Annotated in this window: 21 protein-coding genes and 1 pseudogene; 9 read left to right on the forward strand and 13 right to left on the reverse strand. The window is 69.9% G+C overall.

The features are described 5' to 3' along the window. Nucleotides 1–31 precede the first annotated feature (31 nt). Nucleotides 32–1,390, forward strand: coding sequence for a DNA repair protein RadA (radA, locus tag ACHFGS_RS00715; RefSeq protein ID WP_394289046.1), 1,359 nt, complete (start codon nt 32–34; stop codon nt 1,388–1,390). A gap of 33 nt (nt 1,391–1,423) precedes the next feature. Here radA and ACHFGS_RS00720 read toward each other — a convergent pair whose 3' ends face one another. The 3 genes from ACHFGS_RS00720 to ACHFGS_RS00730 all read right to left on the reverse strand — a co-directional run bounded on the left by ACHFGS_RS00720 (nt 1,424) and on the right by ACHFGS_RS00730 (nt 3,375). Continuing rightward, the gene (locus tag ACHFGS_RS00720; RefSeq protein WP_394289047.1) at nt 1,424–1,825 is read right to left on the reverse strand and encodes a dehydrogenase; all 402 of its coding nucleotides are present in this window, start codon (nt 1,823–1,825) and stop codon (nt 1,424–1,426) included. A gap of 296 nt (nt 1,826–2,121) precedes the next feature. After that, nucleotides 2,122–2,820, reverse strand: coding sequence for a hypothetical protein (locus tag ACHFGS_RS00725; protein WP_394278657.1), 699 nt, complete (start codon nt 2,818–2,820; stop codon nt 2,122–2,124). Nucleotides 2,821–2,865: 45 nt separating this feature from the next. Further along, nucleotides 2,866–3,375: an amino-acid N-acetyltransferase gene (locus ACHFGS_RS00730; protein WP_394289048.1), complete on the reverse strand. Its 510-nt coding sequence runs from the start codon at nt 3,373–3,375 to the stop codon at nt 2,866–2,868. A gap of 78 nt (nt 3,376–3,453) precedes the next feature. Here ACHFGS_RS00730 and ACHFGS_RS00735 point away from each other — a divergent pair, with 78 nt between their 5' ends. The 4 genes from ACHFGS_RS00735 to ACHFGS_RS00750 all read left to right on the forward strand — a co-directional run bounded on the left by ACHFGS_RS00735 (nt 3,454) and on the right by ACHFGS_RS00750 (nt 7,676). Further along, the gene (locus ACHFGS_RS00735; RefSeq protein WP_394289049.1) at nt 3,454–5,958 is read left to right on the forward strand and encodes a circularly permuted type 2 ATP-grasp protein; all 2,505 of its coding nucleotides are present in this window, start codon (nt 3,454–3,456) and stop codon (nt 5,956–5,958) included. Continuing rightward, complete coding sequence (locus ACHFGS_RS00740; protein ID WP_394279739.1) at nt 5,955–6,836, forward strand: transglutaminase N-terminal domain-containing protein; 882 nt, start codon at nt 5,955–5,957, stop codon at nt 6,834–6,836. The genes ACHFGS_RS00735 and ACHFGS_RS00740 overlap by 4 nt, the downstream gene beginning before the upstream one ends. Nucleotides 6,837–6,903: 67 nt before the next feature. Beyond that, nucleotides 6,904–7,194, forward strand: coding sequence for a hypothetical protein (locus tag ACHFGS_RS00745; RefSeq protein WP_394279740.1), 291 nt, complete (start codon nt 6,904–6,906; stop codon nt 7,192–7,194). A 281-nt stretch (nt 7,195–7,475) separates the two neighbouring features. Then, complete coding sequence (locus ACHFGS_RS00750; protein ID WP_394279741.1) at nt 7,476–7,676, forward strand: hypothetical protein; 201 nt, start codon at nt 7,476–7,478, stop codon at nt 7,674–7,676. A 294-nt stretch (nt 7,677–7,970) separates the two neighbouring features. On the opposite strand, the gene ACHFGS_RS00755 is transcribed toward ACHFGS_RS00750, so the two are convergent. From ACHFGS_RS00755 to ACHFGS_RS00775, 5 genes are read right to left on the reverse strand one after another with little or no spacing between them, the layout of a single operon-like run. Next, on the reverse strand, nt 7,971–8,690 hold the full coding sequence (locus ACHFGS_RS00755) for a FadR/GntR family transcriptional regulator (protein WP_394279742.1): 720 nt from the start codon (nt 8,688–8,690) through the stop codon (nt 7,971–7,973). 3 nt (nt 8,691–8,693) lie between these two features. Next, complete coding sequence (locus tag ACHFGS_RS00760) at nt 8,694–9,473, reverse strand: 3-oxoacyl-ACP reductase (RefSeq protein ID WP_394279743.1); 780 nt, start codon at nt 9,471–9,473, stop codon at nt 8,694–8,696. Between the two features lie 60 nt (nt 9,474–9,533). Beyond that, entirely contained in the window at nt 9,534–10,889 is a 1,356-nt protein-coding gene (locus ACHFGS_RS00765) for an aldehyde dehydrogenase family protein (protein WP_394289050.1), read from the reverse strand. Next, nucleotides 10,886–11,647, reverse strand: coding sequence for a gamma-glutamyl-gamma-aminobutyrate hydrolase family protein (locus tag ACHFGS_RS00770; RefSeq protein ID WP_394278410.1), 762 nt, complete (start codon nt 11,645–11,647; stop codon nt 10,886–10,888). Before ACHFGS_RS00770 ends, ACHFGS_RS00765 begins: the two co-directional genes overlap by 4 nt. Next, the gene (locus ACHFGS_RS00775) at nt 11,628–12,983 is read right to left on the reverse strand and encodes a glutamine synthetase family protein (protein ID WP_394278409.1); all 1,356 of its coding nucleotides are present in this window, start codon (nt 12,981–12,983) and stop codon (nt 11,628–11,630) included. The genes ACHFGS_RS00770 and ACHFGS_RS00775 overlap by 20 nt, the downstream gene beginning before the upstream one ends. Before the next feature lie 166 nt (nt 12,984–13,149). Between ACHFGS_RS00775 and ACHFGS_RS00780 the strand changes: the two genes are divergently transcribed. Continuing rightward, nucleotides 13,150–14,688, forward strand: a complete 1,539-nt coding sequence (locus ACHFGS_RS00780) for an amino acid permease (protein ID WP_394278408.1) — start codon at nt 13,150–13,152, stop codon at nt 14,686–14,688. A 156-nt stretch (nt 14,689–14,844) separates the two neighbouring features. Here the strand turns inward: ACHFGS_RS00780 and ACHFGS_RS00785 are convergent, their stop codons facing one another. Beyond that, the gene (locus ACHFGS_RS00785; protein WP_394289051.1) at nt 14,845–17,370 is read right to left on the reverse strand and encodes an ATP-dependent Clp protease ATP-binding subunit; all 2,526 of its coding nucleotides are present in this window, start codon (nt 17,368–17,370) and stop codon (nt 14,845–14,847) included. 265 nt (nt 17,371–17,635) lie between these two features. Between ACHFGS_RS00785 and ACHFGS_RS00790 the strand changes: the two genes are divergently transcribed. Together ACHFGS_RS00790 and ACHFGS_RS00795 are read left to right on the forward strand one after the other, a co-directional pair. Continuing rightward, entirely contained in the window at nt 17,636–18,394 is a 759-nt protein-coding gene (locus ACHFGS_RS00790; protein WP_394279306.1) for a hypothetical protein, read from the forward strand. After that, nucleotides 18,391–18,621 (forward strand): helix-turn-helix domain-containing protein, encoded by a 231-nt coding sequence (locus ACHFGS_RS00795; protein ID WP_394279305.1) that lies wholly within the window; start codon nt 18,391–18,393, stop codon nt 18,619–18,621. Before ACHFGS_RS00790 ends, ACHFGS_RS00795 begins: the two co-directional genes overlap by 4 nt. Before the next feature lie 13 nt (nt 18,622–18,634). On the opposite strand, the gene ACHFGS_RS00800 is transcribed toward ACHFGS_RS00795, so the two are convergent. From ACHFGS_RS00800 to ACHFGS_RS00810, 3 genes are read right to left on the reverse strand one after another with little or no spacing between them, the layout of a single operon-like run. Then, the gene (locus ACHFGS_RS00800; protein WP_394279304.1) at nt 18,635–19,330 is read right to left on the reverse strand and encodes a hypothetical protein; all 696 of its coding nucleotides are present in this window, start codon (nt 19,328–19,330) and stop codon (nt 18,635–18,637) included. Nucleotides 19,331–19,388: 58 nt separating this feature from the next. Further along, nucleotides 19,389–20,858, reverse strand: coding sequence for a cardiolipin synthase (gene cls / locus ACHFGS_RS00805; RefSeq protein ID WP_394279303.1), 1,470 nt, complete (start codon nt 20,856–20,858; stop codon nt 19,389–19,391). 40 nt (nt 20,859–20,898) lie between these two features. After that, nucleotides 20,899–21,084: a hypothetical protein gene (locus ACHFGS_RS00810; protein ID WP_394279302.1), complete on the reverse strand. Its 186-nt coding sequence runs from the start codon at nt 21,082–21,084 to the stop codon at nt 20,899–20,901. Nucleotides 21,085–21,219: 135 nt separating this feature from the next. Between ACHFGS_RS00810 and ACHFGS_RS00815 the strand changes: the two genes are divergently transcribed. Further along, nucleotides 21,220–22,311 (forward strand): DUF4192 family protein, encoded by a 1,092-nt coding sequence (locus ACHFGS_RS00815; protein ID WP_394279301.1) that lies wholly within the window; start codon nt 21,220–21,222, stop codon nt 22,309–22,311. 84 nt (nt 22,312–22,395) lie between these two features. On the opposite strand, the pseudogene ACHFGS_RS00820 reads toward ACHFGS_RS00815, so the two are convergent. After that, nucleotides 22,396–22,537, reverse strand: a pseudogene (locus ACHFGS_RS00820) (IS5/IS1182 family transposase); the annotation flags it as partial.

The following is a 22,537-nucleotide window of genomic DNA, read 5'->3' on the forward strand; positions in this document are numbered from 1 at the left end:
CGGTGTCGGATGCCGCGGATAGCCTGACTGCATGGCATCCCGTCGACCCGCACCGACCGCCGCCTTCCGTTGCACGGAATGCGGTTGGACGACGGCGAAGTGGGTGGGTCGCTGCGGCGAATGCCAGCAGTGGGGCACCGTCGTCGAGTCGTCGACGCAGACCGGGATCACCGCGTCGGTGACGCCCCTGGCCCCGACGCGCAGCGCGCGCCCGATCACCCAGATCGACACCCGGGAGACCCCGCGCCGCACAAGCGGCGTCGGGGAGTTCGACCGCGTGCTCGGCGGTGGCGTGGTGCCAGGAGCCGCCATCCTCCTCTCCGGCGAACCGGGCGTCGGCAAGTCGACCCTCCTCATCGAGGTCGCCGCGCAGAGCGCCCGCTCGGGCCGCCGCGTGCTGTACGTCAGCGCCGAGGAGTCGCTCAGCCAGGTGCGGCTGCGCGCCGAACGCACCGGCGCCCTCCACGACGAGCTCTACCTGGCGAGCGAGACCGACCTCGCCACCACCCTCGGCCACATCGACGACGTGAAGCCCGACCTGCTCATCGTCGATTCGGTGCAGACGGTGTCCTCGTCACTCATCGACGGCGCCGCAGGCCAGCCCAGCCAGGTCCGTGAGGTCGCCTCCACGCTCATCCGGGTCGCGAAGGAACGCGACCTGCCCGTCATCATCGTCGGCCATGTGACGAAGGACGGCCAGGTCGCCGGTCCCCGCGTGCTCGAGCATCTCGTCGACGTCGTCTGCCACTTCGAGGGCGACCGTCAGACGTCGCTGCGGTTCGTGCGTGCCCTCAAGAACCGGTTCGGCGCAACCGATGAGGTGGGCTGCTTCGACATGACCGGAGAGGGCATCGCCGAGGTGCCCGACCCGAGCTCGCTCTTCCTCAGCCAGCGCCGCAGCGAACCGGGCACGTGCGTCACCGTCGCCCTCGAAGGACGCCGCGCACTCCCGGTCGAGGTGCAGGCGCTGACGCTGCGCACCACCGCCCCAAACCCGCGTCGCATCGTGAGCGGCGTCGACGGCGCACGCGTCGCCATGGTGCTCGCCGTGCTCGAGAAACGCGCCGGGATCGTGCTCTCCGATCAAGACGTGTACGTCTCCACCGTCGGCGGGGTGCGCCTCACCGAGCCCGCCGCCGACCTCGCGATCGCCCTCGCCATCGCCAGCGCGGCATCGGAGCGACCGAACCCCGCCAAGCTCGCCGCGATCGGCGAACTGAGCCTGTCGGGCGAGATCCGCCGGGTGACCCAGCACGACCAGCGCCGATCCGAAGCGTCACGCCTCGGCTACCGCGCCGTCATCGACTCGTCCGCCGGGACCCTCCGCGCAGCCCTCGCGGAGCGGAGTCGGCACCACGCTCCCGACCCTTCCGACGCACCGCAGTTCTGACCACGCCAGCTGCCACACCCGTCAGGTGAGGGGTCAGGCGTCGAGCGCGGCGATCAGGTCGGCGGGAGCGGCCTGCATCGGGTGCGGGCCGGCGATGTCGAAGAAAACCGTCGTGATCTGGTCGCCGTAGGCGCCGAGGAACGCCCGCAGCCACGCCGGGGACTGCAGCCCCACGCCGGGCGGCAGGGTCGAAGGCTTGTTCTTCGCGTCGCTGAAGAGCAGCAGGGCCACGTCGCCCGAGTTCGGGTCGCGGTACGTCCAGACCTCGCCGTCATCGCGGGGGTCGTCGCGCTTTCCCGGCCGCATCAGCGGGACGACCGTGGGTCCGTGCCGGAGGGCGAAAGCGAGGGCGGCCATGTCCTGTGTCTGCAACGCGTCCGCCAGCTGCGTGTTGCGGAACTCCAGCGGCTTCTTGTCGCGCTTCTTCCCAGCCATGGAACAAGCCTACGGGCGCGGAGATGCGGCATCCGTCGGCAGAAAAACTGGGGGCCCTCTCGAACTCTTCATTGGGGACTGAGGAAGTCGAGAGGGCCCATTGCTCACCGGCGGAAGATCCAAGGCGTCCTGCTTCTGGGGGTGAGCAGGACTCCGATGCTGGGGACAACGGGGGATCCGTCGGGAGCTGAGATCAGGCTACGCGTCCGACGCGTCCGACCGACAGTCCGGCGCCCGATACTTGGATGAGAATCTTCTCAGAAAGCGACAAAAATGCCTCGCGGCTCGGGATGCCGCTACCGCAGCGTGAACTGCGCCTCCTCGACCGCCCCGATCCCGCCGATGGAGACGGTGAGGTTGTACCAGCCGGGAAGGGCATTCTGACGCTTGCCGTCGCAGTCGTCGACGGACGAGCGCGTCCGATCCCACACGAGCGGGGTCGCGCTCGTGACGGTCTGCCCTGCTTCGAGTCGCACGACCTGGTCGCTCGGCGCACTCTGACAGTCGGTCGAGCGCCACCACGTGTCGCTGCCGCTGGTGATCTCGAACGTCTGCGTCGAGGTGCCGACGTTCATGAGGCACGGGAAGTCGGTGTCGTTGACGAGCTCGATGAGCATCTGCGGGTACTCGCCCGTGCCGTAGGAGCTCTTGTCGACGACCGCGTTGACGGTGACGTCGGCCGTCGTGCACGGCAGCACTTCTTCGTCGTCGTCGGCAGGCGGCGCCTCCGCTGCGGATGCCGAGGGCTCGGGCGACGGCGGCACCGGTGCCGGGCTCGTCGGCAGCGGGGTCATGGCAGCACCCGACGCCGGCGTCGAGGTCGCCGTCGGCGACGGTGCCGGCGCGGCATCCGCGGCGAACCACCCGCGCCAGGGCTGCCAGACGGCGAGCGCGACGATCCCGCCGATCAGGAGGACCGCGAGCAGCAGGGCGACGAGCCTGCGACGGCGGTAGACCGCCGCGGAAGGCCGACGGCGCGGGGACGAGCTGCTCACGCGTCCAGGCTAAGCGGCGACATCCGGATCGTGCGCCGGGCGCGCCTACAACTGCTTGAGCATGCGCGTGTTGCCGAGCGTGTTCGGCTTCACGTGGGCGAGATCGAGGAACTCCGCGACGCCCTCGTCAGGGCTGCGCAGCAGCTGCGAGTAGACGTCGGGGTCGACGACCTGTTCGCCGATCGTCTCGAATCCGCGGCGGGAGAAGAACGGCACCTCGAAGGTGAGGCAGAAAAGCCGCGAGAGTCCGAGCATGCGCGCGTTCCGCTCGAGCCGGTCGACGACGGCGCCACCGACGCCGCGATGCAGCCAGTCGTCGGCGACGATGAGGGTGCGGATCTCGCCGAGGTCCTCCCACATGACGTGGAGGGCTCCGCATCCGACGAGGCGGCCGGCGGATTCGGCGACGACGAACTCCTGCACCGTCTCGTACAGGGTGACGCGCTCCTTGCCGAGGAGGATGCGCCGGTTCACCCACGGCTCGAGCAGCTCTTGGATGCCGGGGACGTCGGACGTCTTTGCCTGTCGCACCTCGAACCCGTCGACCTCATCCATGCGCTCCACTGTATTGCCGTGCAGGTCGGGGACAGTGCGCGCGGAGCCCTACGCTGGGAACGAGGGAGGGGACCCCGAGTGAGTGTGCTCCGCGAATACGCCGCGGCAGTGTCGCAGCCGACACTGCCCTTCGCGTCAACGGCCCGCTACGACGAGGTCGTCGACGCCGACGGCACGCTGCGGCCCGCGTGGCGATCATTGGCCTCGCTCGCCCTGGCACTCACCCGTGAAGAGCTCAACCGCGTGGACGACGAGATCGCCCGCTTCCTCGCCGATGACGGCGTTTCCTATGCCCGCGCCGGTGATGACCTGCAGCCCTGGCAGCTCGACCCGATGCCCTTCGTCCTCGACGCGGCAGGCTGGTCGCGCCTGGAGATCGGTCTTGCCCAGCGCGCCGAGCTGCTCAACGCCCTCCTCGCCGACCTCTACGGCGAGCAGACCGTGCTCCGCGAGCGCATCGTTCCGGCAGCGGTGGTGGTCGGTCATGCCGGCTTCGTGCGGGCCACCGCCCGCTCGCGCGACGGCGACACCTCTCCCCTGCTCCTGTCCGCCACCGACCTGGGCCGCGACGCGGCCGGCGACTGGCACGTCCTCGCCGACCGTGTGCAGGCGCCGTCGGGACTCGGGTACGCGGCCGAGAATCGACGGGTCATCTCCCAGGTGCTCCCCGACCTTCTCGACGACGGCGCGCTGCACCGCATGGACCCGTACTTCGCGGCGCTCCGCGCGGCGCTGATCGCGTCTGCGCCGGCAGGCACGACCGATCCGCGCATCGTCGTGATGTCGCCGGGTCCGCTCTCGGAGACGGCCTTCGACCAGGCGTTCCTCGCGAACGCCCTCGGCTTCCCGCTCGTGCAGGGCAGCGACCTCGTCGTCCGCGACGGGTATGTGTGGATCAAGCCCGCCGGCTGGCCCGCGCGCGCCCCGCGGGAGAGGGTCGACGTCATCCTGCGCCGAGTGGATGCCGAATGGTGCGACCCCCTCGAACTGCGCGCCGGCTCCCGCCTCGGCGTCGCGGGCCTGACCGAAGCGGCCCGGCGCGGCCGGGTGCGGGTGGTCAACGGGCTCGGCGCGGGGGTGCTCGAGAACCCTGCCCTGCTCCCTTATCTGCCCGCCGTGTCCGAGCATCTGCTGGGCGAACAGCTGCGTCTACCCTCGGTCCCGACCTGGTGGCTGGGCGACCCCGCCGCCCGTGACGAAGTGCTGCCGCGGCTGCGCGCGGAGGATCCGAATCTCGAGGTCCGTCTGATCGACGACCCTCGCCGCGGCGTCTCGGCGTCTCCCGCCCAACTCGTCGAGCGGGTGCTCGCCGAGCCGCACCGTTACGCCGCCGTCCAGCAGCTCACGCTCTCGCAGGCACCGGTGTGGTCGCGTGCCACCGCGGCATCCGCTCTGCCGGTCACCCTTCGCGGCTTCGCGGTCCGCTTCGGATCGACCTACCGGCCGCTCGTCGGCGGCCTCGCGACCGTGCGCGACCACCCGGCCGCGCCGCCGCGCACGAAGGACGTGTGGGTCCTCAAGGCCGATGAGTCCGACGCCGACCAAGGGCTTGTCGACATCGCCTCGCTGCCGACCACCCGCAGCGACCCCACCTTCTCGCCGCGCGCGCTCTCCGACATGTTCTGGACGGGTCGCTACGCCGAACGCACCGAGGATCTCCTCCGACTCGTGCTCGCCACGCAGGCCGCCCTCGATCAGCCCGGCGCGCACTCCGCCGAGCGCGCGGCAGACAGCGTGCGCGTGCTCCTGGGCGCACTCGCGACCCTCGCCGGCACGCGCAGCGCCGACCCGGAGGCGGAGTTCCGCTCATTGCTGCTGGATGCCGCGCGCCCCGGCGCCGCCGCTCACTCGATCGCCCGTCTGCGCGACGCGATGGAGGGGGTGCGCGACCAGCTGTCCGGCGACACCTGGCGGGTGTTCTCCCACATCGAGCGCGCCGTGCGAGCCCTCCGCAGCTCGCCCCATCCGCACCGGACCGCGGAGTCCGCCGGCCGCATGCTCGCCTCGATGCTCTCGCTCTACGGCGTCACCGCGAACATGATCCGCGACCCCGGCTGGCACATGATCGAAGCCGGCCGGTACCTGGAGCGAGGGCTGCAGCTGAGCACGCTGCTGTCGTCGGCGCTGGGCGTCGCCCGGTCGGCGCGCACCGAGCGAGAGGTGCTCGAATCGCTCCTGGTCACCGCGGAGAGCGTCGTCACCTACCGCCGCCGCTACCGCGGCGCGACGCGGGCAGCCGACGTCGCCGACCTGCTGCTGCACGACGAGACGAACCCGCGATCGCTCGCGTTTTCGCTCGCGATGCTTCGCGACCACCTCGCGGCGATGCCCGCGTCGACCGGCAGCACCCGCGCCGAGCGACTGCTCGACCACCTCGAGACGCAGCTCGCCGACACCGATGCCACCGAGCTGACCGCCGTCGTAGCGAAGCGGCGGGACCGCCTCGTCACGACCCTCGCCGACCTGACCGCGCAGCTCGAGCAGCTCTCCGACGCGATCAGTCACCACCACTTCGAGGCCGGTCCCCCGGCCGTGTCGATGTCGGAGATCTCGCTCATCGAACTCCCGGGGGCGCGCGCGTGAAGCGTTACCGGGTCTGGCACCGCACCGCCTACAGCTACAGCGACGCCGTGCAGGACAGTGTCGGACAGTTCCACCTGCTGCCGCGCGAGCTGCCGTGGCAGCGGGTCGCGGCATCCGGGGTCACGGTCGAACCGAACCCCGGCGACATCTCTCCCGACACCGACTACTTCGGCAACTCCTCGACGTACTTCCACGTGACCGATCCGCACGACGCGCTCACGATCGAGTCGACGAGCGAGGTCACCGTGAGTGAGCCGGAGTACGACGCCGCTGCGCTCGCGCAGCCGTGGGAGCTCGCCCGCCCGCTTCACCACCCCGAGCTCGAGGGGGCGTGGCAGGCGACTGAGTATGCGCTCGAATCGGAGCGGGTCCGTCACGATCCCGGTGCGACCGCGTACGGCGCTGAGTCGCTGACGCCCGGCCGCCCCATCGGCGACGCGGCGACCGACCTCATGCAGCGCATCTTCCGCGACTTCGACTACGACAAGACCGCCACCACGGTCACGAGCACGGTCGCGGATGCCATGGCCAAGCGCGCCGGCGTCTGTCAGGACTTCGCGCACGTCGCCCTCGCATGTCTGCGCGCCCACGGCATCGCCGCGCGCTACGTGTCGGGGTACCTCGCGACGCAGCCGCCGCCCGGCAAGGAGCGCGTGTTCGGTGCGGATGCGTCGCACGCATGGCTCGCCGTGTGGCTCCCCGGCACCGACCAGTGGCTCGCGATCGACCCGACGAACAATCAGTGGGCGAACGACCGCTACGTGACGGTCGCGTGGGGCCGCGACTACGGCGACGTCTCGCCGGTCAAGGGCATCATCTTCACCGAGGCGAAGACCTCGACCCTGCGCGTGCAGGTCGACGTCGCCCCGCTTGACTGACTCCGCCCCGTTCTCGGGTGCGTCGCGTTCGCGGGTGCGTCGCGCTGACGCGGACTAGCCTGCCCCCATGGGAAGAACGAGAGCGCGCCTGCTGCTCGTGGGCTGGATCGTCGTCATGGGGGTGATCGCGCTGGCGCTGCTCGTCATCGCCGTCGGTGCTGCGGTGACGTCCGCCGTCCTCGTGGACGGGTTGCCCGGAGGCGGATGGACCCCGGAAGAGACGACCCCCGCGGTGGATGCCGCGCACGCCGCTCTCGCACGGTCTTCCCTCGGGATCGTCGTCGTGGTGATCGTCGGTGTCGCCGTACCGTTCCTCGTCGCGCTTCTCCGCCGCCGTGCGCGGATGCAACAGATCTGACGCGACACGCCGCACAGCGACCAATGGATGCCGGGTGCCGCCCGGCATCCATTGCATCCGCTGACGCGCGCGGCCTGGGGTCAGTTGCGGGGCTCCCCCAGGGGCAGCGTGCGCGGGCCGAAGTCGAGGATCGTGTAGCGCCCGCACGCGACACGGGTCGCATCGAAGGGCGACACCCCCGGGCGGGCAGCTCGAACGGCACGTCAGCCGCTCCCTCGACGAGGAAGGTGACCGGCCCGCGACGCTCGGCGCGGTTCACGAGCCAGTCGTAGGGGCGCAGCGTGTTGTCGACCTGGACGAGCTGCGACGGGTCGGCGAGCGCGAGCTTCGGCGCCCGCACGGTCCAGAACGGCGACGAGCGCCAGACCGAGCGCGGCGGCCCAGCCGGCAGCCTCGCGCCGGTGCATCACCCCGGGCCGTATCATCACCGCTCAGCACAGCAGATCCGCCCCGCCGGCACCAGTCGGCGTCGCGACGTGTGACGGATGCACGAGCGACGGTGCCCGTGAGGCTCGGGCAGGCCGCTCACCTCACATCCGCACCAGCGATCGTGCAGTCGTCATCCCACGCCGCCTGCCGAGCACCGCCCACTCGCGGGTACCGCAGGCACATCCAGCGCCGCGCGTCCGCCGACCGAGCGGCCTCCGCCCCGCTCTGTACCGGCACATCGGCAGCGCCCCCGGTGACGGATGCACGACCGGTGGGGCTGATGTCGCCTCGGGGCGCGCCGGAGGGCTCGCCGGCACCACCGGTCGTGCACCCGGCACGCCGCAGGCTCAGCCCAGGAACCCTCGCAGCAGCGCCTCCGAACCGGCGAGGTGGTCGAGCACAGCCGCCTCGGCGGCGTCGGGCTTGCCGGCGAGGATCGCGGCCACGATCCGCTCGTGCTGCGCGTCGGAGTGCTCGATGTTGCGCGGCAGTAGGGGGAACGTGTCGAGCCAGGCGTTCACGCGCGCCCGGTTCTCGACGATCAGAGGGAGCAGTGACGGGATGCCGCTGGCTTCCGCGATCGCTAGGTGCAGCAGCGAGTCGAGCCGGCGGTACTCCCCCTCGTCGGCCCCGACGGTCGCGTGATGCCGCTGCTCGAGCGCGGTGCGAGCGGCATCCGTCAGCTCCCGCGAGGCCGCCGCCCGCGCGGCCCCCGCCTCAAGGACGCGCCGGAGCCCGAGCACGTCGTCGAGCTCTGCGCGGTCGACGGGCACCGGCTCGGCCGGGCGCGGAAGCGGGTCGGCGACGAAGGTCCCGCCGTACCGGCCCCGCCTCCGCACGACGAAGCCGGCGTCGGCGAGCTCGCCGATCGCCTGGCGCACGGTGTCGCGGCTGACGGCGTACCGTTCCGCGAGATCGCGCTCGGACGGCAGGGACTCGCCGGGCGCGACGACGCCGAGGCGGACGGTCTGGACGAGCCGGGCGACGGTGTCCTCGAGCGCGTTCCCACCGCGCACCGGCCGGTAGACGGTGCGACCGAGGCCGTGCGGCGGTGGGTGGTCGGGCATGGGTCAGAGCGGGGTCACATACGCGTTGGTGATGCCGCCGTCGACGACGAACGCGTTGGCCGTGATGAACGAGGCGTCGTCGGAGGCGAGGAACGCGACGGCTGCGGCGAGCTCCTCGGGCTCGGCGAAACGGCCCATCGGCACGTGCACGAGCCGGCGCTGCGCGCGCTCGGGGTCTTTCGCGAACAGCTCCTGCAGGAGCGGGGTGTTGACGGGCCCCGGGCAGAGCGCGTTCACCCGGATGCCCTGCCGGGCGAATTGCACGCCCAGCTCGCGGGTCATCGCGAGGACGCCGCCCTTCGACGCGGTGTACGAGATCTGCGACGTGGCAGATCCGAGCAGCGCCACGAACGATGCCGTGTTGATGATCGATCCCTTGCCCGCCGGAACCATGTGGCGCAGCGCCGCGCGCGAGCAGAGGTACACGCTCTTGAGGTTGACGTCCTGCACCTTTTCCCACGCGGGCAGCTCGGTCGTCTCGATCGAGTCGTCGTCAGCGGGCGAGATGCCGGCATTGTTGAAGGCGATGTCGACCGAACCGAGGTCGGCGGCGACGCCGTCGAAGAGTGCGTCGACGGATGCCTGGTCGGCGACGTTGACCTGTCGGTACACACCATTCACCTCGGCCGCGGCGCGTTCCCCCGATGCGGGATCGAGGTCGGCGATGACGACGCGCGCGCCCTCGGCGGCGAAGCGGCGGGCGGTGGCGAGGCCGATGCCGCTCGCGCCGCCGGTGATGATCGCGACGCGGTCGCGCAGGCGCTGGGTGAGGTCGACGGTCATGGGTTCCTCCGGGTGGGACGGTGCGGTGCGGGATGAGGCGGGGGTCAGCGGGTCACAGCGTCAGGGGGTCGCGTAGAAGACGTTCTTCGTCTCGGTGAAGTGCTCCGCGGCATCCGGTCCGAGCTCACGGCCGAGACCCGAGCCCTTCATGCCGCCGAACGGCGTCGTGTAGCGCACCGACGAGTGCGAGTTCACCGAGAGGACGCCGCTGCGGACGGCACGGGAGACGCGGATGCCGCGCCCCAGGTTCTCCGTCCAGATCGAGCCCGCGAGGCCGTAGACGGTGTCGTTGGCGAGGGCGATCGCGTCGGCCTCGTCATCGAAGGGCAGGACGGCGACGACGGGCCCGAAGACCTCTTCCTTGACGATGCGGTCCTCACGCCCCGCGAGGACGACCGTGGGGGCGAACCAGAATCCGTCGCCGTCCGGCACGGAGCCACGGAAGGCGACCTCGGTGCCGTCGACGTAGCCCGCGACGCGGTCGCGCTGCGCCGCGGAGATGAGCGGTCCCATCTCGGTGGCCTCGTCGTTCGGGTCGCCGACGCGCCACGCGGCGACGGCGGGCTCGAGGAGCTCGAGGAACCGGTCGTAGACAGACCGCTGCACGAGCAGCCGGCTGCGGGCGCAGCAGTCCTGGCCGGCGTTGTCGAACACCGAACCGGGGGCGGCAGCCGCGGCCTTCTCGAGGTCGGCGTCCTCGAAGACGATGTTCGCGCTCTTGCCGCCGAGCTCGAGGGTCACCGGTTTGAGTTCGCGGGCGCAGCCGGCGGCCACCTCGGTGCCCACCTTCGTCGATCCGGTGAAGACGACCTTCCGGACGTCGGGGTGGCTCACGAACCGCTGTCCGACGACGGAACCGGCGCCCGTGACGACCTGGAAGACCCCGTCGGGCAGCCCCGCCTCGAGCGCGAGATCGCCGAGGCGCATCGCGGTCAGCGGCGTGAGCTCGGCGGGCTTGAGGACCACGGCGTTGCCGGCGGCGAGCGCCGGTGCGAACCCCCACGCCGCGATCGTCATGGGGAAGTTCCACGGCACGATGATCCCGACCACGCCGTAGGGCTCGTGGTAGGTGACGTCGAGCCCGCCCGCGACCGGGATCTGCTTGCCGATGAGCCGCTCGGGAGCCCCGGCGTAGTAGGCGAGGACCTGCGCGACGTGCGCCGCCTCCCAGCGAGCCGAGCCGATCGGGTGCCCCGCCTCGAGGACCTCGAGCTGGGCGAGCTCCTCGATATGCACCTCCACGACGCGCGAGAAGCGGCGCAGCGCGTCGGCCCGCTCGAGCGGGGCGAGGGCGGCCCACGAGCGCTGCGCGCGGACGGCTCGGTCGACCGCGGCATCCGTCTCGTCGATCGACGCGCTCGCGACGTCGCGGACGGCCTGGCCGGTCGCGGGGTTGAGGACGGTGTGCACGCTCATGCGGAGACTCCTCGGTGGGAGCGGGCGTACGCGTCGGCCGCGGCGACGAGCCCCAAGAAGAGGCGCCGGTCGGCGGTGTTCTCCTCCGGGTGCCACTGCACCGCGACGAGGTAGTCCTCGCCGGGCGCTTCGAAGGCCTGCACGAGACCGTCGTCGGTGCGCGCCGTGACGACGAGACCGTCGCCGAGCCGGTCGATGCCCTGGTGGTGGTAGCTGTGCACGTCGAACGGGCCGGCGCCGAGCATGCCGGCCAGGCGGGTCCCGGCATCCACCTCGACCGTGTTCTCGGCGAAGACGCCCCCGCCGATGCGGAAGCGATCGGTGCCGAGCGCGTCGGGCAGGTGCTGGTGCAGCGTGCCGCCGCACGCGACGTTGATGAGCTGCAGCCCGCGGCAGATGCCGAAAACCGGGATGCCGCGCTCTCGCGCGCCCGCGAGGAGGGCAAGCTCCCACGCGTCGCGGTCGGGCCGCGCAGGGTCGGTGAGAGGGTGTCGTTCAGCGCCGTACAGCTCGGGCTGCACGTCGAGCCCGCCCGTCAGGATGAGCCCGTCGAGCCCAGCGAGCACGGACGCGGCGGCGGCCTCGGGCGAGGGCTGCGGCGGGAGGAGCACGGCGACGCCGCCGGAGGCGGTCACGGAGTCGAAGTACTGCTGCGGCAGGAAGCTCGCGCGCACATCCCACACCCCCTGCTTCGCCTGCTCGAGGTAGGTGGTGAGGCCGATGACCGGCCGGCGGTCGTCAGAGTCGTTCGAAGCCACGGATGCGCTCCCAGTCGGTGACGGCGGCGTCGAAAGCCTGGATCTCGACGCGCGCCTGGTGCAGGTAATGCGCCACGACATCGTCGCCGAACGCGGCGCGCGCGACCTCGGATTCCGCGAACAGATCCGCGGCCTCGCGAAGCGTCGTCGGCAGATGCGCGACATCGGAATCATAAGCATTCCCGGTGAGCGGTTCCGGCAGCTCGAGCTCGTTCTCGATGCCGTACAGGCCTCCCGCGATGATCGCCGAGATCGCCAGGTACGGGTTGACGTCGCCGCCGGGCACCCGGTTCTCGACGCGCAGCGACGGACCGTGTCCGACGACGCGCAGCGCGCAGGTGCGGTTGTCCACGCCCCACGCGATGCCGGTGGGCGCGAAGGAGCCCTTCGCGAACCGCTTGTACGAGTTGATCGTCGGCGCGTAGAGGAGCGTGAACTCGCGGAGGGTGGCCAGGATGCCGGCGATCCAGTGCCCCATGAGCGGTGAGAAGCCGTGCTCGCCGTCGCCGGCCATGACGGTGGCGCCGTCATCGCCGCGCACGGAGAGGTGGATGTGGCAGCTGTTCCCCTCGCGCTGGTCGAACTTCGCCATGAACGTCAGGGACTTGCCGTGCGTGTCGGCGATCTCCTTCGCGCCGTTCTTGTAGATCGTGTGCTGGTCGGCGGTCTCGAGCGCCTCGGCGAAGCGGAATGCGATCTCCTGCTGGCCGTCGTGGCACTCGCCCTTGACTCCCTCGCAGTAGAGACCGGCGCCCTCCATCCCCCGGCGGATGTCGCGCAGGAGCGGCTCGAGCCGCGTGGTGGCGAGGAGGTTGTAATCGACGTTGTAGTCCGTCGACGCTTGCAGGCCGGTGTACTTCTTCGCCCAGGCGTCACGGAACGAGTCGTCGAACACGATGAACTCCAGCTCGGTGCCGGAGTAGGCGACGAGACCCTTGTCCGCGAGACGCTGACGTTGCGCGTTCAGGATGCCGCGCGGCGACTGCGCGACCGGCTCGCCGTTCGTGTACTCGAGCTCCGCCATGACGAGCGCGGTGGCCGGCTGCCATGGGATGCGGCGCAGGGTGTTCATGTCCGGGCGGAGCCCCATGTCGCCGTAGCCCTTGTCCCACCCCGACATCGCGTAGCCGTCGACGGTGTTGAGGTCGACGTCGACGGAGAGGAGGTAGTCGCACACCTCGGCGCCGTGGCCGGCGACCTCGTCGAGCCAGAAGCGACCGGCGACGCGTTTGCCGACGAGACGGCCCTGCGCGTCGGGGAAGGCGACGATGACGGTGTCGATCTCGTCGGCGGCGATCGCGGCCTCGAGTTCGCTGGTGCTCAGATTCCCCGGCATCCGATCTTCCTCTCCCCTGCGGCGATGCCTCGGTGGGCTCGCGTAACGAGAAACTTACACGCCAAAGGTAGACACGCCATACCAATAGAGTCCACACTCATGCGCAAGGCGCCGCAGCGCGCCCACCCGAGGCGCGGTCGCGCCAGCCAGCCAGCCAGGAGGTCGCATGTCAGATCAAAGCGTCACCCCACAGAAAGTCGCCGGCGTCAGCTACGCGCGAGCCGGCGAGGGGTACTTCGAGAAACGCACGCTGAAGCGTTCCGCCGGCGTCTGGGGACTCTGGGGTCTCGCCGTCGCCGCCGTCATCTCGGGAGACTTCTCAGGCTGGAACTTCGGCATCGGCTTCGCGGGCTTCGGTGGCATGCTCATCGCCTTCGCCCTGCTCGTGCTCATGTACTACGGCCTCACCTTCTCGATCGGCGAGATGGCCGCCGCGATGCCGCACACCGGCGGCGCCTACTCGTTCTCGCGCTCCGCGATGGGCCCATGGGGCGGTCTGGCGACCGGCCTCGCCGAGTCGATCGAGTACGTCGCGACGACAGCCGTTGTGGTGTACTTCTCCGGCGCGTACGCCGACCAGGCGCTGTTCCTGCTGACGGGCGTGAGCCTGCCCGGATGGGTGTGGTGGCTCATCCTGTACGTCCTGTTCATCGGGCTGAACACCGCGGGGGCGGCGATCTCGTTCGGCTTCGCGATCGTGGTCTCGGTGATCTCGATCGGCATCATCGTCATCTTCGGGGTGATGGCGCTGGCATCCGGGGCGTTCGACTGGAGCTCGCTGTGGGACAAGGCACCCAACCCGGACATCGCCGGTGCGTCGGTGTTCCTCCCCGAAGGATTCGGGGCGATCCTGTTCGCCCTCCCGTTCGCGATGTGGTTTTTCCTCGGCATCGAGGAGCTCCCCCTCGCCGCGGAGGAGTCCCGCAACCCCGCGCGTGACATCCCCCGCGCGGGCCTGTGGGCTCGAGGAACCCTCATCGTCACCGGTCTGATCGTGCTCTTTATCAACACCGGGGTGCTCGGCGCCGAGGCGACCGGAGCATCTCTCGAACCGTTGCTCGACGGCTTCAAGGCGTTCCTGCCGCCGCAGGCCGCCGCGATCCTGGCCCTCCTCGCCCTGATCGGCCTGCTGGCGTCGCTGATGGGCATCATGTTCGCCTACGGGCGCAACATGTACTCGCTGTCGCGCGCCGGCTACTACCCGCGCTGGCTCTCGCTGACCGGAAAGCGGCAGACGCCGTGGGTCGCCTTGACCGTCGGCGCGGTGATCGGCTTCCTTGCCCTCGTCGTCGTTCAGGCCGCCGGTGGCGACACCTCCCCGGCCGGGGCGATCGTGCTGAACATCGCGGTGTGGGGCGCGGTGCTCGCCTACTTCCTGCAGATGGTGTCGTTCATCATCCTCCGCAAGAAGTTCCCGAACGCGGAGCGCCCGTACAAGAGCCCGTGGGGACTGTTCGGCGCGTACTCAGCTGCGATCATCGCCGCGATCGTGTTCCTCGGACTGCTGTTCAACCCGACGTACCTGCTGGCGATCGTCGCGATCATCGTCGTCTACGTGGTCATCTTCTTCGGCTTCGCGATCTACGGTCGTCACCGGCTCGTGCTCTCCCCCGAGGAGGAGTACGCCCTCTCCGGCGGAACGCACGGCAACCCGCAGACCGAGGGCTACGACGCCATGGAGAAGGAGGTCTTCGGCAACAAGTAGTCCGCGCGGGATTGCAATGGATCGGCCGCGACACCCCGGCCTCACGCGAGCGGATGCCGCGTGTCTCGCGGCATCCATCGCAATCACCAACGCAGCGCAGGAACGGCAGAGGGCCGGATGCCACGTGACATCCGGCCCTCTCGTCGTGTGAGTCGCTTACGACCCGGCGATGATGTCGGGGCTCGCGGTGATCTCGCCCGCGGCGCCGACGCCGACCGCTTCGCGGCCTTCCTGCACGGTGGTCTCGAAGACGAACTTGCCGCCCTCGGTGTCGACCTTCACGTGGTCGCCGGCGTTGAGCTCGCCGCGGAGGATCCGCTCGGAGAGCTGGTCCTCGACCTCGCGCTGCATGGCGCGGCGCAGCGGACGGGCGCCGAGCGTCGGGTCGAACCCGATCTCGATGAGCTTGTCCTTCGCGGCATCCGAGAGCTCCACCGTCATGTCCCGGTCGAGCAGGCGCTCGCTGAGGCGCTTGGTGAACAGCGTCACGATCTGACGCAGCTCGTCCTTGTTCAGCTGCGGGAAGACGATGACGTCGTCGACACGGTTGAGGAACTCCGGCTTGAAGTGGCGCTTCAGCTCCTCGTCGACCTTGCCCTTCATCCGCTCGTAGGTCGTCTGCGAGTTGCCCTCGACCTGGAACCCGACCGGGCCACCGGCGATCGCCGACGAACCGAGGTTCGTCGTCATGATGATCACGGTGTTCTTGAAGTCGACCACGCGGCCCTGACCGTCAGTCAGGCGACCCTCTTCGAGGATCTGCAGCAGCGAGTTGAAGATGTCGGGGTGAGCCTTCTCGATCTCGTCGAAGAGGACCACAGAGAACGGCTTGCGGCGCACCTTCTCGGTGAGCTGGCCGCCCTCTTCGAAGCCGACGAACCCGGGAGGGGCACCGAACAGTCGCGAGACCGTGTGCTTCTCACCGAACTCCGACATATCGAGGGAGATCAGTGCACCCTCGTCGTCGAAGAGGAACTCGGCGAGCGCCTTGGCCAGCTCGGTCTTTCCGACACCCGTGGGGCCGGCGAAGATGAACGAGCCCGAGGGACGGTTCGGGTCCTTGAGGCCGGCACGCTGACGGCGGATCGTGCGGGAGAGGGCCGCGATGGCCTCCTCCTGACCGATGACGCGCTGGTGCAGCGCCTTCTCCATGAAGACGAGACGGCTGGTCTCCTCCTCGGTGAGCTTGAACACCGGGATGCCGGTCGCCTGGGCGAGCACCTCGGCGATCAGCCCCTCGTCGACGACGGCGTGGGATGCCACGTCGCCCGAGCGCCACTGCTTCTCGAGGCGGAGGCGCTCAGCCAGGAGCGACTTCTCCTCGTCGCGGAGGGCCGCGGCCTTCTCGAAGTCCTGCTCCTCGCTGGCGGCTTCCTTATCCTCGCGGACCTTGGCGATCTTCTCGTCGAACTCGCGCAGCTCCGGAGGGCTCGACAGGATCGACAGGCGCAGGCGTGCGCCGGCCTCGTCGATCAGGTCGATGGCCTTGTCGGGCAGGAAGCGGTCGGAGACGTACCGGTCGGAGAGGTTCGCCGCGGCGACGATCGCGCCGTCGGTGATCTGCACCTTGTGGTGCGCCTCGTAGCGGTCGCGCAGCCCCTTCAGGATGTTGATCGCGTGGGGCAGGCTCGGCTCGGCGACCTGGATCGGCTGGAAGCGGCGCTCCAGCGCGGCATCCTTCTCGAAGTGCTTGCGGTACTCGTCGAGCGTCGTCGCACCGATCGTCTGCAGCTCTCCGCGGGCGAGGAGCGGCTTCAGGATCGAAGCGGCGTCGATCGCGCCCTCGGCGGCACCGGCACCCACGAGGGTGTGGATCTCGTCGATGAAGACGATGATGTCGCCGCGGGTGCGGATCTCCTTCGTGACCTTCTTCAGGCGCTCTTCGAAGTCACCGCGGTAGCGGGACCCGGCGATGAGCGAGCCGAGGTCGAGCGAGTAGACCTGCTTGTCCTTGAGCGTCTCGGGCACCTCACCCTTGACGATCGCCTGCGCGAGACCCTCGACGACGGCGGTCTTGCCGACGCCGGGCTCACCGATGAGGACGGGGTTGTTCTTCGAGCGGCGCGACAGGATCTGCATCACGCGCTCGATCTCCTTCTCGCGCCCGATGACGGGGTCGAGCTTGTTGTCGCGCGCGGCCTGCGTGAGGTTGCGGCCGAACTGGTCGAGCACCGCCGAGCCGCCCTGGGCGGAGGCCTGAGCCTGCTCGCCGGCACCGGTCGCGACACCCGCGGGCTCCTTGCCCTGGTAGCCGCTGAGCAGCTGGATGACCTGCTGGCGCACCTTGTTGAGGTCTGCGCCGAGCTTGACGAGCACCTGCGCGGCGACACCCTCACCCTCGCGGATGAGGCCGAGGAGGATGTGCTCGGTGCCGATGTAGTTGTGGCCCAGCTGCAGCGCTTCGCGCAGTGACAGCTCGAGGACCTTCTTCGCACGCGGCGTGAACGGGATGTGCCCGGTCGGCTGCTGCTGGCCCTGACCGATGATGTCCTGCACCTGCTCGCGCACGGCGTCGAGCGAGATCCCGAGCGACTCGAGGGCCTTGGCAGCAACGCCTTCACCCTCGTGGATCAGGCCGAGGAGGATGTGCTCCGTGCCGATGTAGTTGTGGTTCAGCATCTTCGCCTCTTCTTGGGCGAGCACCACCACGCGACGTGCACGGTCCGTGAATCTCTCGAACATCGTCCCCTCCTCCTACTGACGCACCGATGGCGTCGTATGTAGAGGCTAACGAGCAGAGGATGCCGGTATGCCCGTGTTCGCCGTGGGCATACCGACCCGCGTGCGCGGCGCTCGATGCGAAGCGCGGCGGGGTTCGGCATCCGCGCAGACGGGGTCTTGACGTGCACCTGCCCGCAGCCATATCGTTTCTCGATAACAACGATTTTCGATATGTCGCCGGTGCGCGCGGGCCGGCTGCAGCGCGACACAGAAGGACTGGTGTGACGTGATCAGTGGATGGGCTCTCATCGTGGGCGGACTCCTCGTCGCCGCTCTGGTGGCGACGATCGCCGCCCTGGCGCTCGCGGCGCGCCACTCGCGTCGGGGCGACGACCCGACGACCCTCGTGCGCGCCACGCAGATCGTCGGCTACGTGTGGGCGGGCGCGTCGGCGATCGGCGCGGTCGTGTCGCTGTGCGCCATCCTGCTCACTCCGCAGGTGACCATCACGATGCCCATCCAGCAGTTCTGGCCGCAGCTGCCTGCGGGCGTGGTCATCGACGGCGGCACCGCGACGCGTGCCGCGGGCGGGTTCGAATCCGTGACGCTCACGCTCGACGGGCTGAGCGTCGGGGCACGGGTGACCTGGGCGATCAGCGAGATGCTCGGGTGGGTGATCTCGGGTGCCCTCGCCGCCCTCGTCGCCGTCGCCTGCGGCTCGATGCGGAGCGGCAACGCGTTCGCGCCGGTGGTCGCGCGCACGGCATCCGTCGCGGCTGTGATCGTCGCCGGTGGTGGCATCGTGCGGGAGATCCTGCGCGGCATCTCCGGCAGCATGGCCTCGGCCGAGACGTTCGAGAGCACGGGTGGCTCGTGGACGGACATCCCTGGCATCGAGAGTCCGTTCGAGGCGTGGATCCCGCAGTCGACGTTCCTCGTGGAGATCCCGTTCTGGCCGATCGCCGCCGGGCTCGCGCTCGCCGCGCTCGCCGCCATCTTCCGCTACGGGTCCCGTCTGCAGCGCGACACCGAAGGACTCGTGTGAGTCCCGCCGACGACGACGAGATCACCGGCATCCACTGCCGTCTCGACGAGCTGCTCGCGGAGCGGAACATGACGCTGACGCGGCTCTCCGAGATCGTCGGGGTCTCGGTCGTGAACCTCTCGGTGCTGAAGAACGATCGCGCTCGCGCGATCCGCTACTCGACCCTCTCCGCCATCTGCCGCGCGCTCGACTGCGAGGTCGGCGAGCTGCTCGTACGCGCGGACTAGAACGGTTCCGCCGTCACCCGATGGGGATGGGGTCGGCTCCCGCGATGCCGCCGAGCGTGAGTGTGGCGGTGTCGTCGACGTCGGCGTCGTCGGGCAGCACCGCGACGGTGAGCTGCGGAACCAGGTCCATCGTGCAGACCTGCTGCGCGTCGGACTTCTGGAACTGCACGACGACGGATGCCGCGGACGGAACCGTCACGCTCTCGACGACGGGGAGGCAGGTCGACGACCCCCAGGTGAGGATCGCGATGGCGTCGTCGCCGAGCCACCCGGCCGACGGGGTGAACTCCTCCACCGGACCGGCGGTGTACGGATCGAGGTCGGCGTCCGCATACGCCTCGCCCATCGAGACCTGGATCTCGACCTCCGCGGACGTGTCGACACCCGACGGCACCGGTACGGCGAGCGGACGCGGCACGAGGTCGTCGGTGCACCCATTCGCCTGCGCATCGGCGAGTTCGACGACGAGCACACCGGCGTCGGCCGTCGCGTCGACCAACGTCGGCACGCAGGTCGAGCTGCCATAGGTGACGACCGCGATCATCGAGCCGCCCGCGAGCCACGCGGCATCCACGTCCCACTCCGACGGCGGCGGCGCGCCACCGTCCGGCACGCCCCCCGGAGACGGCGCACCGCCGGTCGCGCAGGCGGTCAGCGCGCTGAGGAGAACGAGAGCACCGCCGAGGGCGGCGGTGAGACGGCGTCGCATGAGGAGGTCCTTTCGCTGTCACCCTCACAGTGTCGGAGACCGTCCGATCGTCTCCCGCTCACTGCAGCGCCGAGGTGAGGCGCGCGAGGTTGTCGAGGACGATCGAACGGAGGGGACGCTTCTCCCACTCCTCCATGGTGAGCTGGCGGGAGACGCTGCGGTACTGGTCCTCGACGCGGCGCAGCTGCTCGACGAACTCCTCGCCGCGGACGAGCATCGTGACCTCGAGATTGAGACCGAACGAGCGCATGTCCATGTTGCTCGAGCCCACGACGGCGACCTCATCGTCGATCGACATCGACTTCGAGTGCAGGATGTAGGGCCGCTTGTACATCCAGATCTTGACGCCCGTATTCAACAGGGCCTCGTAATAGCTGCGCTGCGCGTGGTAGACCATCGCCTGGTCGCCGACCTCCGAGACGAACAGCTCGACCTCGACGCCGCTGTGGCAGGCTGTCTGGATCGCGAGAAGAAGGCTCTCATCGGGCACGAAGTACGGGCTGACCATGACGATCTTCCGGCGCGCGGCGAAGATCAGGCTCATGAACAGCTTGAGGTTGTTCTCGTATTCGAACCCGGGGCCGCTCGGCACCACCTGGCAGTCGAGGTCGCCTGACCCGAGAGGGCTCGTCAGCTCGTTGTCCGCGGTGAGCATCTCCCCCGTCTCGCCGTACCAGTCAGACAGGAAGACGGCATTGACGGATGCCACGACGGGTCCGTCCACCCGCGTCATCATGTCGACCCACTGCAGCCCCCGCTTGATGTTGCGGGGCAGGTTGTAGCTGCGGTCGGTGACGTTCTGTGATCCGAGGAAGGCGACGCGGCCGTCGACGACCACGATCTTGCGGTGGTTGCGGAGGTCGGGTCGCTGGTAGCGCCCGCGGAGCGGCTGGACGGGCAGCATCAGATGCCACTCCACCCCCATCGCTTCGAGCCGGGCGATCGTCGGACGGTACAGCGGCTTCCACCGGTTCGCCCAGTGATCCATCAGCACCCGCACGTGCACGCCGCGCGCCGCGGCGCGCTCGAGCGCGTCGAAGAAGCCTTCCGTCGTGGCATCCGCCTGGAGGATGTAGAACTCGACGTGCACATACGTGGTCGCCGCGTCGATCTCCTCGGCCATCGCGGCCAGGCTGCCTTCGTAGTCGGAGATGATCCGCGCACCGTTGTCGCCCGACAGCGGCAGCGCGCCGAGATTGCGGTTCAGGTCGACGAGCTTCGTGAACCATGCGGGCGCCCCGGGCCGGAGGGTGCCGAGCTCGAGGTTGTCGCTCACCGATCGCAAGGCGTCGTTGATGGCCTCCTGCTGCTTGCGGCGCTTGCGTGGCAGTCGGGGGTTTCCGATCAGCAGGAACAGGAAGATGCCGAGAACGGGGATGAAATAGATGGCGAGGAGCCACGCCATCGCTGCGGTGGGGCGGCGATTGCGCGGGATGACGATGATCGACAGCACGCGCACCGAGATGTCGAACGCCAGCACGAGGACGACCCACCACGTGAACGTCCAGTCGACGGTGATGTTGATCACGGATCCCCCAGGCTGTTCCCCGAAAGCCTAGCCCTCGGGGTCAGCCGCCGTTTTCGTCGCGCGGAGCGAGTCCGCGGCGTCGACGCTCCTCCGCCTCCACCTTGGCATAGGCCTTCCGCTCGCTGCGGTCCATGCGGATGATGCTGCGGAGGATGAAGACGAGCAGTCCGAAGACGACGACCGTCGGCAGCAGCGCCCAGATGACGGCGACCCAGTACTCGTCCATGTTCCCATCGTAATCGGCGGGGGCCTGGGAACATGCCCTCGCACGGCCGTCTGCACACCCGGCCCACACGCAACTCTGTCCAGAGATGGTCGGAGCGCTCCTCGGCGGTCGTGTCGGGCGGCGGAGCCTCAGGGCATGACAACGATCGTGAAGGCGGCCGGCGCCGCCGAATTCCTGTCCCTCGTTCCCCGGCTCCTCGGCTGCAGCCCGACCGAGAGCCTCGTCGTCGTTCCGATGTCCCGCGGCCGCACCCTCGGCGCGATGCGCGTCGACCTGCCGCCCGATGACGCCGACGTCGACGCGGTCGCCTCGAGCATCGTCGGGATGGTGTGCCGCATCCCCACGGCCGAGGCTTTCGTCGCCGTCGCCTACACGCTCGCGTCCGCGCGGGCGGGACTGCCCGAGGCCGAGCTCATGGCCGCGCTCGCGCGCTCGGCCGACGCCTGCGGTCTCGGCGTCACCGACGCGCTGACGGTCGCCGGCGACGGGTGGGGCTCCCACCGGTCGCCGAATCTGCCTCCGGGCGGGAATGACCTCGCCGTGCTGTCGGCACGGATGCCACCGCCCGGCGATCAGACCTCGGGCGCGCGACTGCCCGAGGTCGACGACACCGTGGTGGCGGCGATCCCCGCTGCGATCGCCTCACTCGAGGCGGCGCTGACCCTGATCTGCGGCATCCCGAGCCTCGCCGATCCGCCGGAGCGTCTCGAACCGGCGGCTCTCGAAGCCGCCTGCGCGCTCGATGACCTGCCCGCCCTCTACGAGCACGCGCTCACCTGGGATGTCGGCGACCTCGACCCGCTTCGCGGCGCGCTGCTGGTGTGGTGCCTGGCGCGGCCGTCGCTGCGGGACGTGGCGATCGTGCAGTGGTCGAGCGACCGGCGCGGCGGCGACCGAGCCCTCGAGGCCCAGCGTCGCTGGGAGGACGGCGAGGAGTACCCGAGCGACCTCGGCTGCGTCATGTGGGGGGAGGGTTCCCGCCCCGACCCGGACCGACTGGAGACCGCGCTGAACCTCGTGCGTCACATCGCGGCGATGGCGCCTGAGGAGCTGCGCGCCGGACCACTCGCCACGGCGGCCTGGCTCGCCTGGGCACTCGGCCGCTCGACGCATGCGGGCACCTACGCGTCAGCGGCGCTGGCTCTGGAACGACACCACGGCCTGGCCGACATCGTGCGATCGTTCGTCGCGTCGTCGCATCTGCCGGACTGGGCGTTCCGCCGGTGACCTCCCCACCTGAGGTCACCGTGTCCATGATGCGCTGTCGCGTGTCGACGGCGACGCCGCGACGGCCGTTCAGCGCGAAGGAGACTAGGGCGTGTCTGACAAAGTCTTGGTCCAGGCGAGGACGGCGTTGAGGACGACGGCAGCGCGGTAGACGACGGCGTGTTTGTCGTAGCGGGTGGCGAGGCCGCGCCATTGCTTGATGTGGCAGTAGCGGCGCTCGATGACG

The sequence above is a fragment of the Microbacterium sp. genome (assembly GCF_043427715.1).
In the GTDB taxonomy this organism is placed as follows: domain Bacteria; phylum Actinomycetota; class Actinomycetes; order Actinomycetales; family Microbacteriaceae; genus Microbacterium.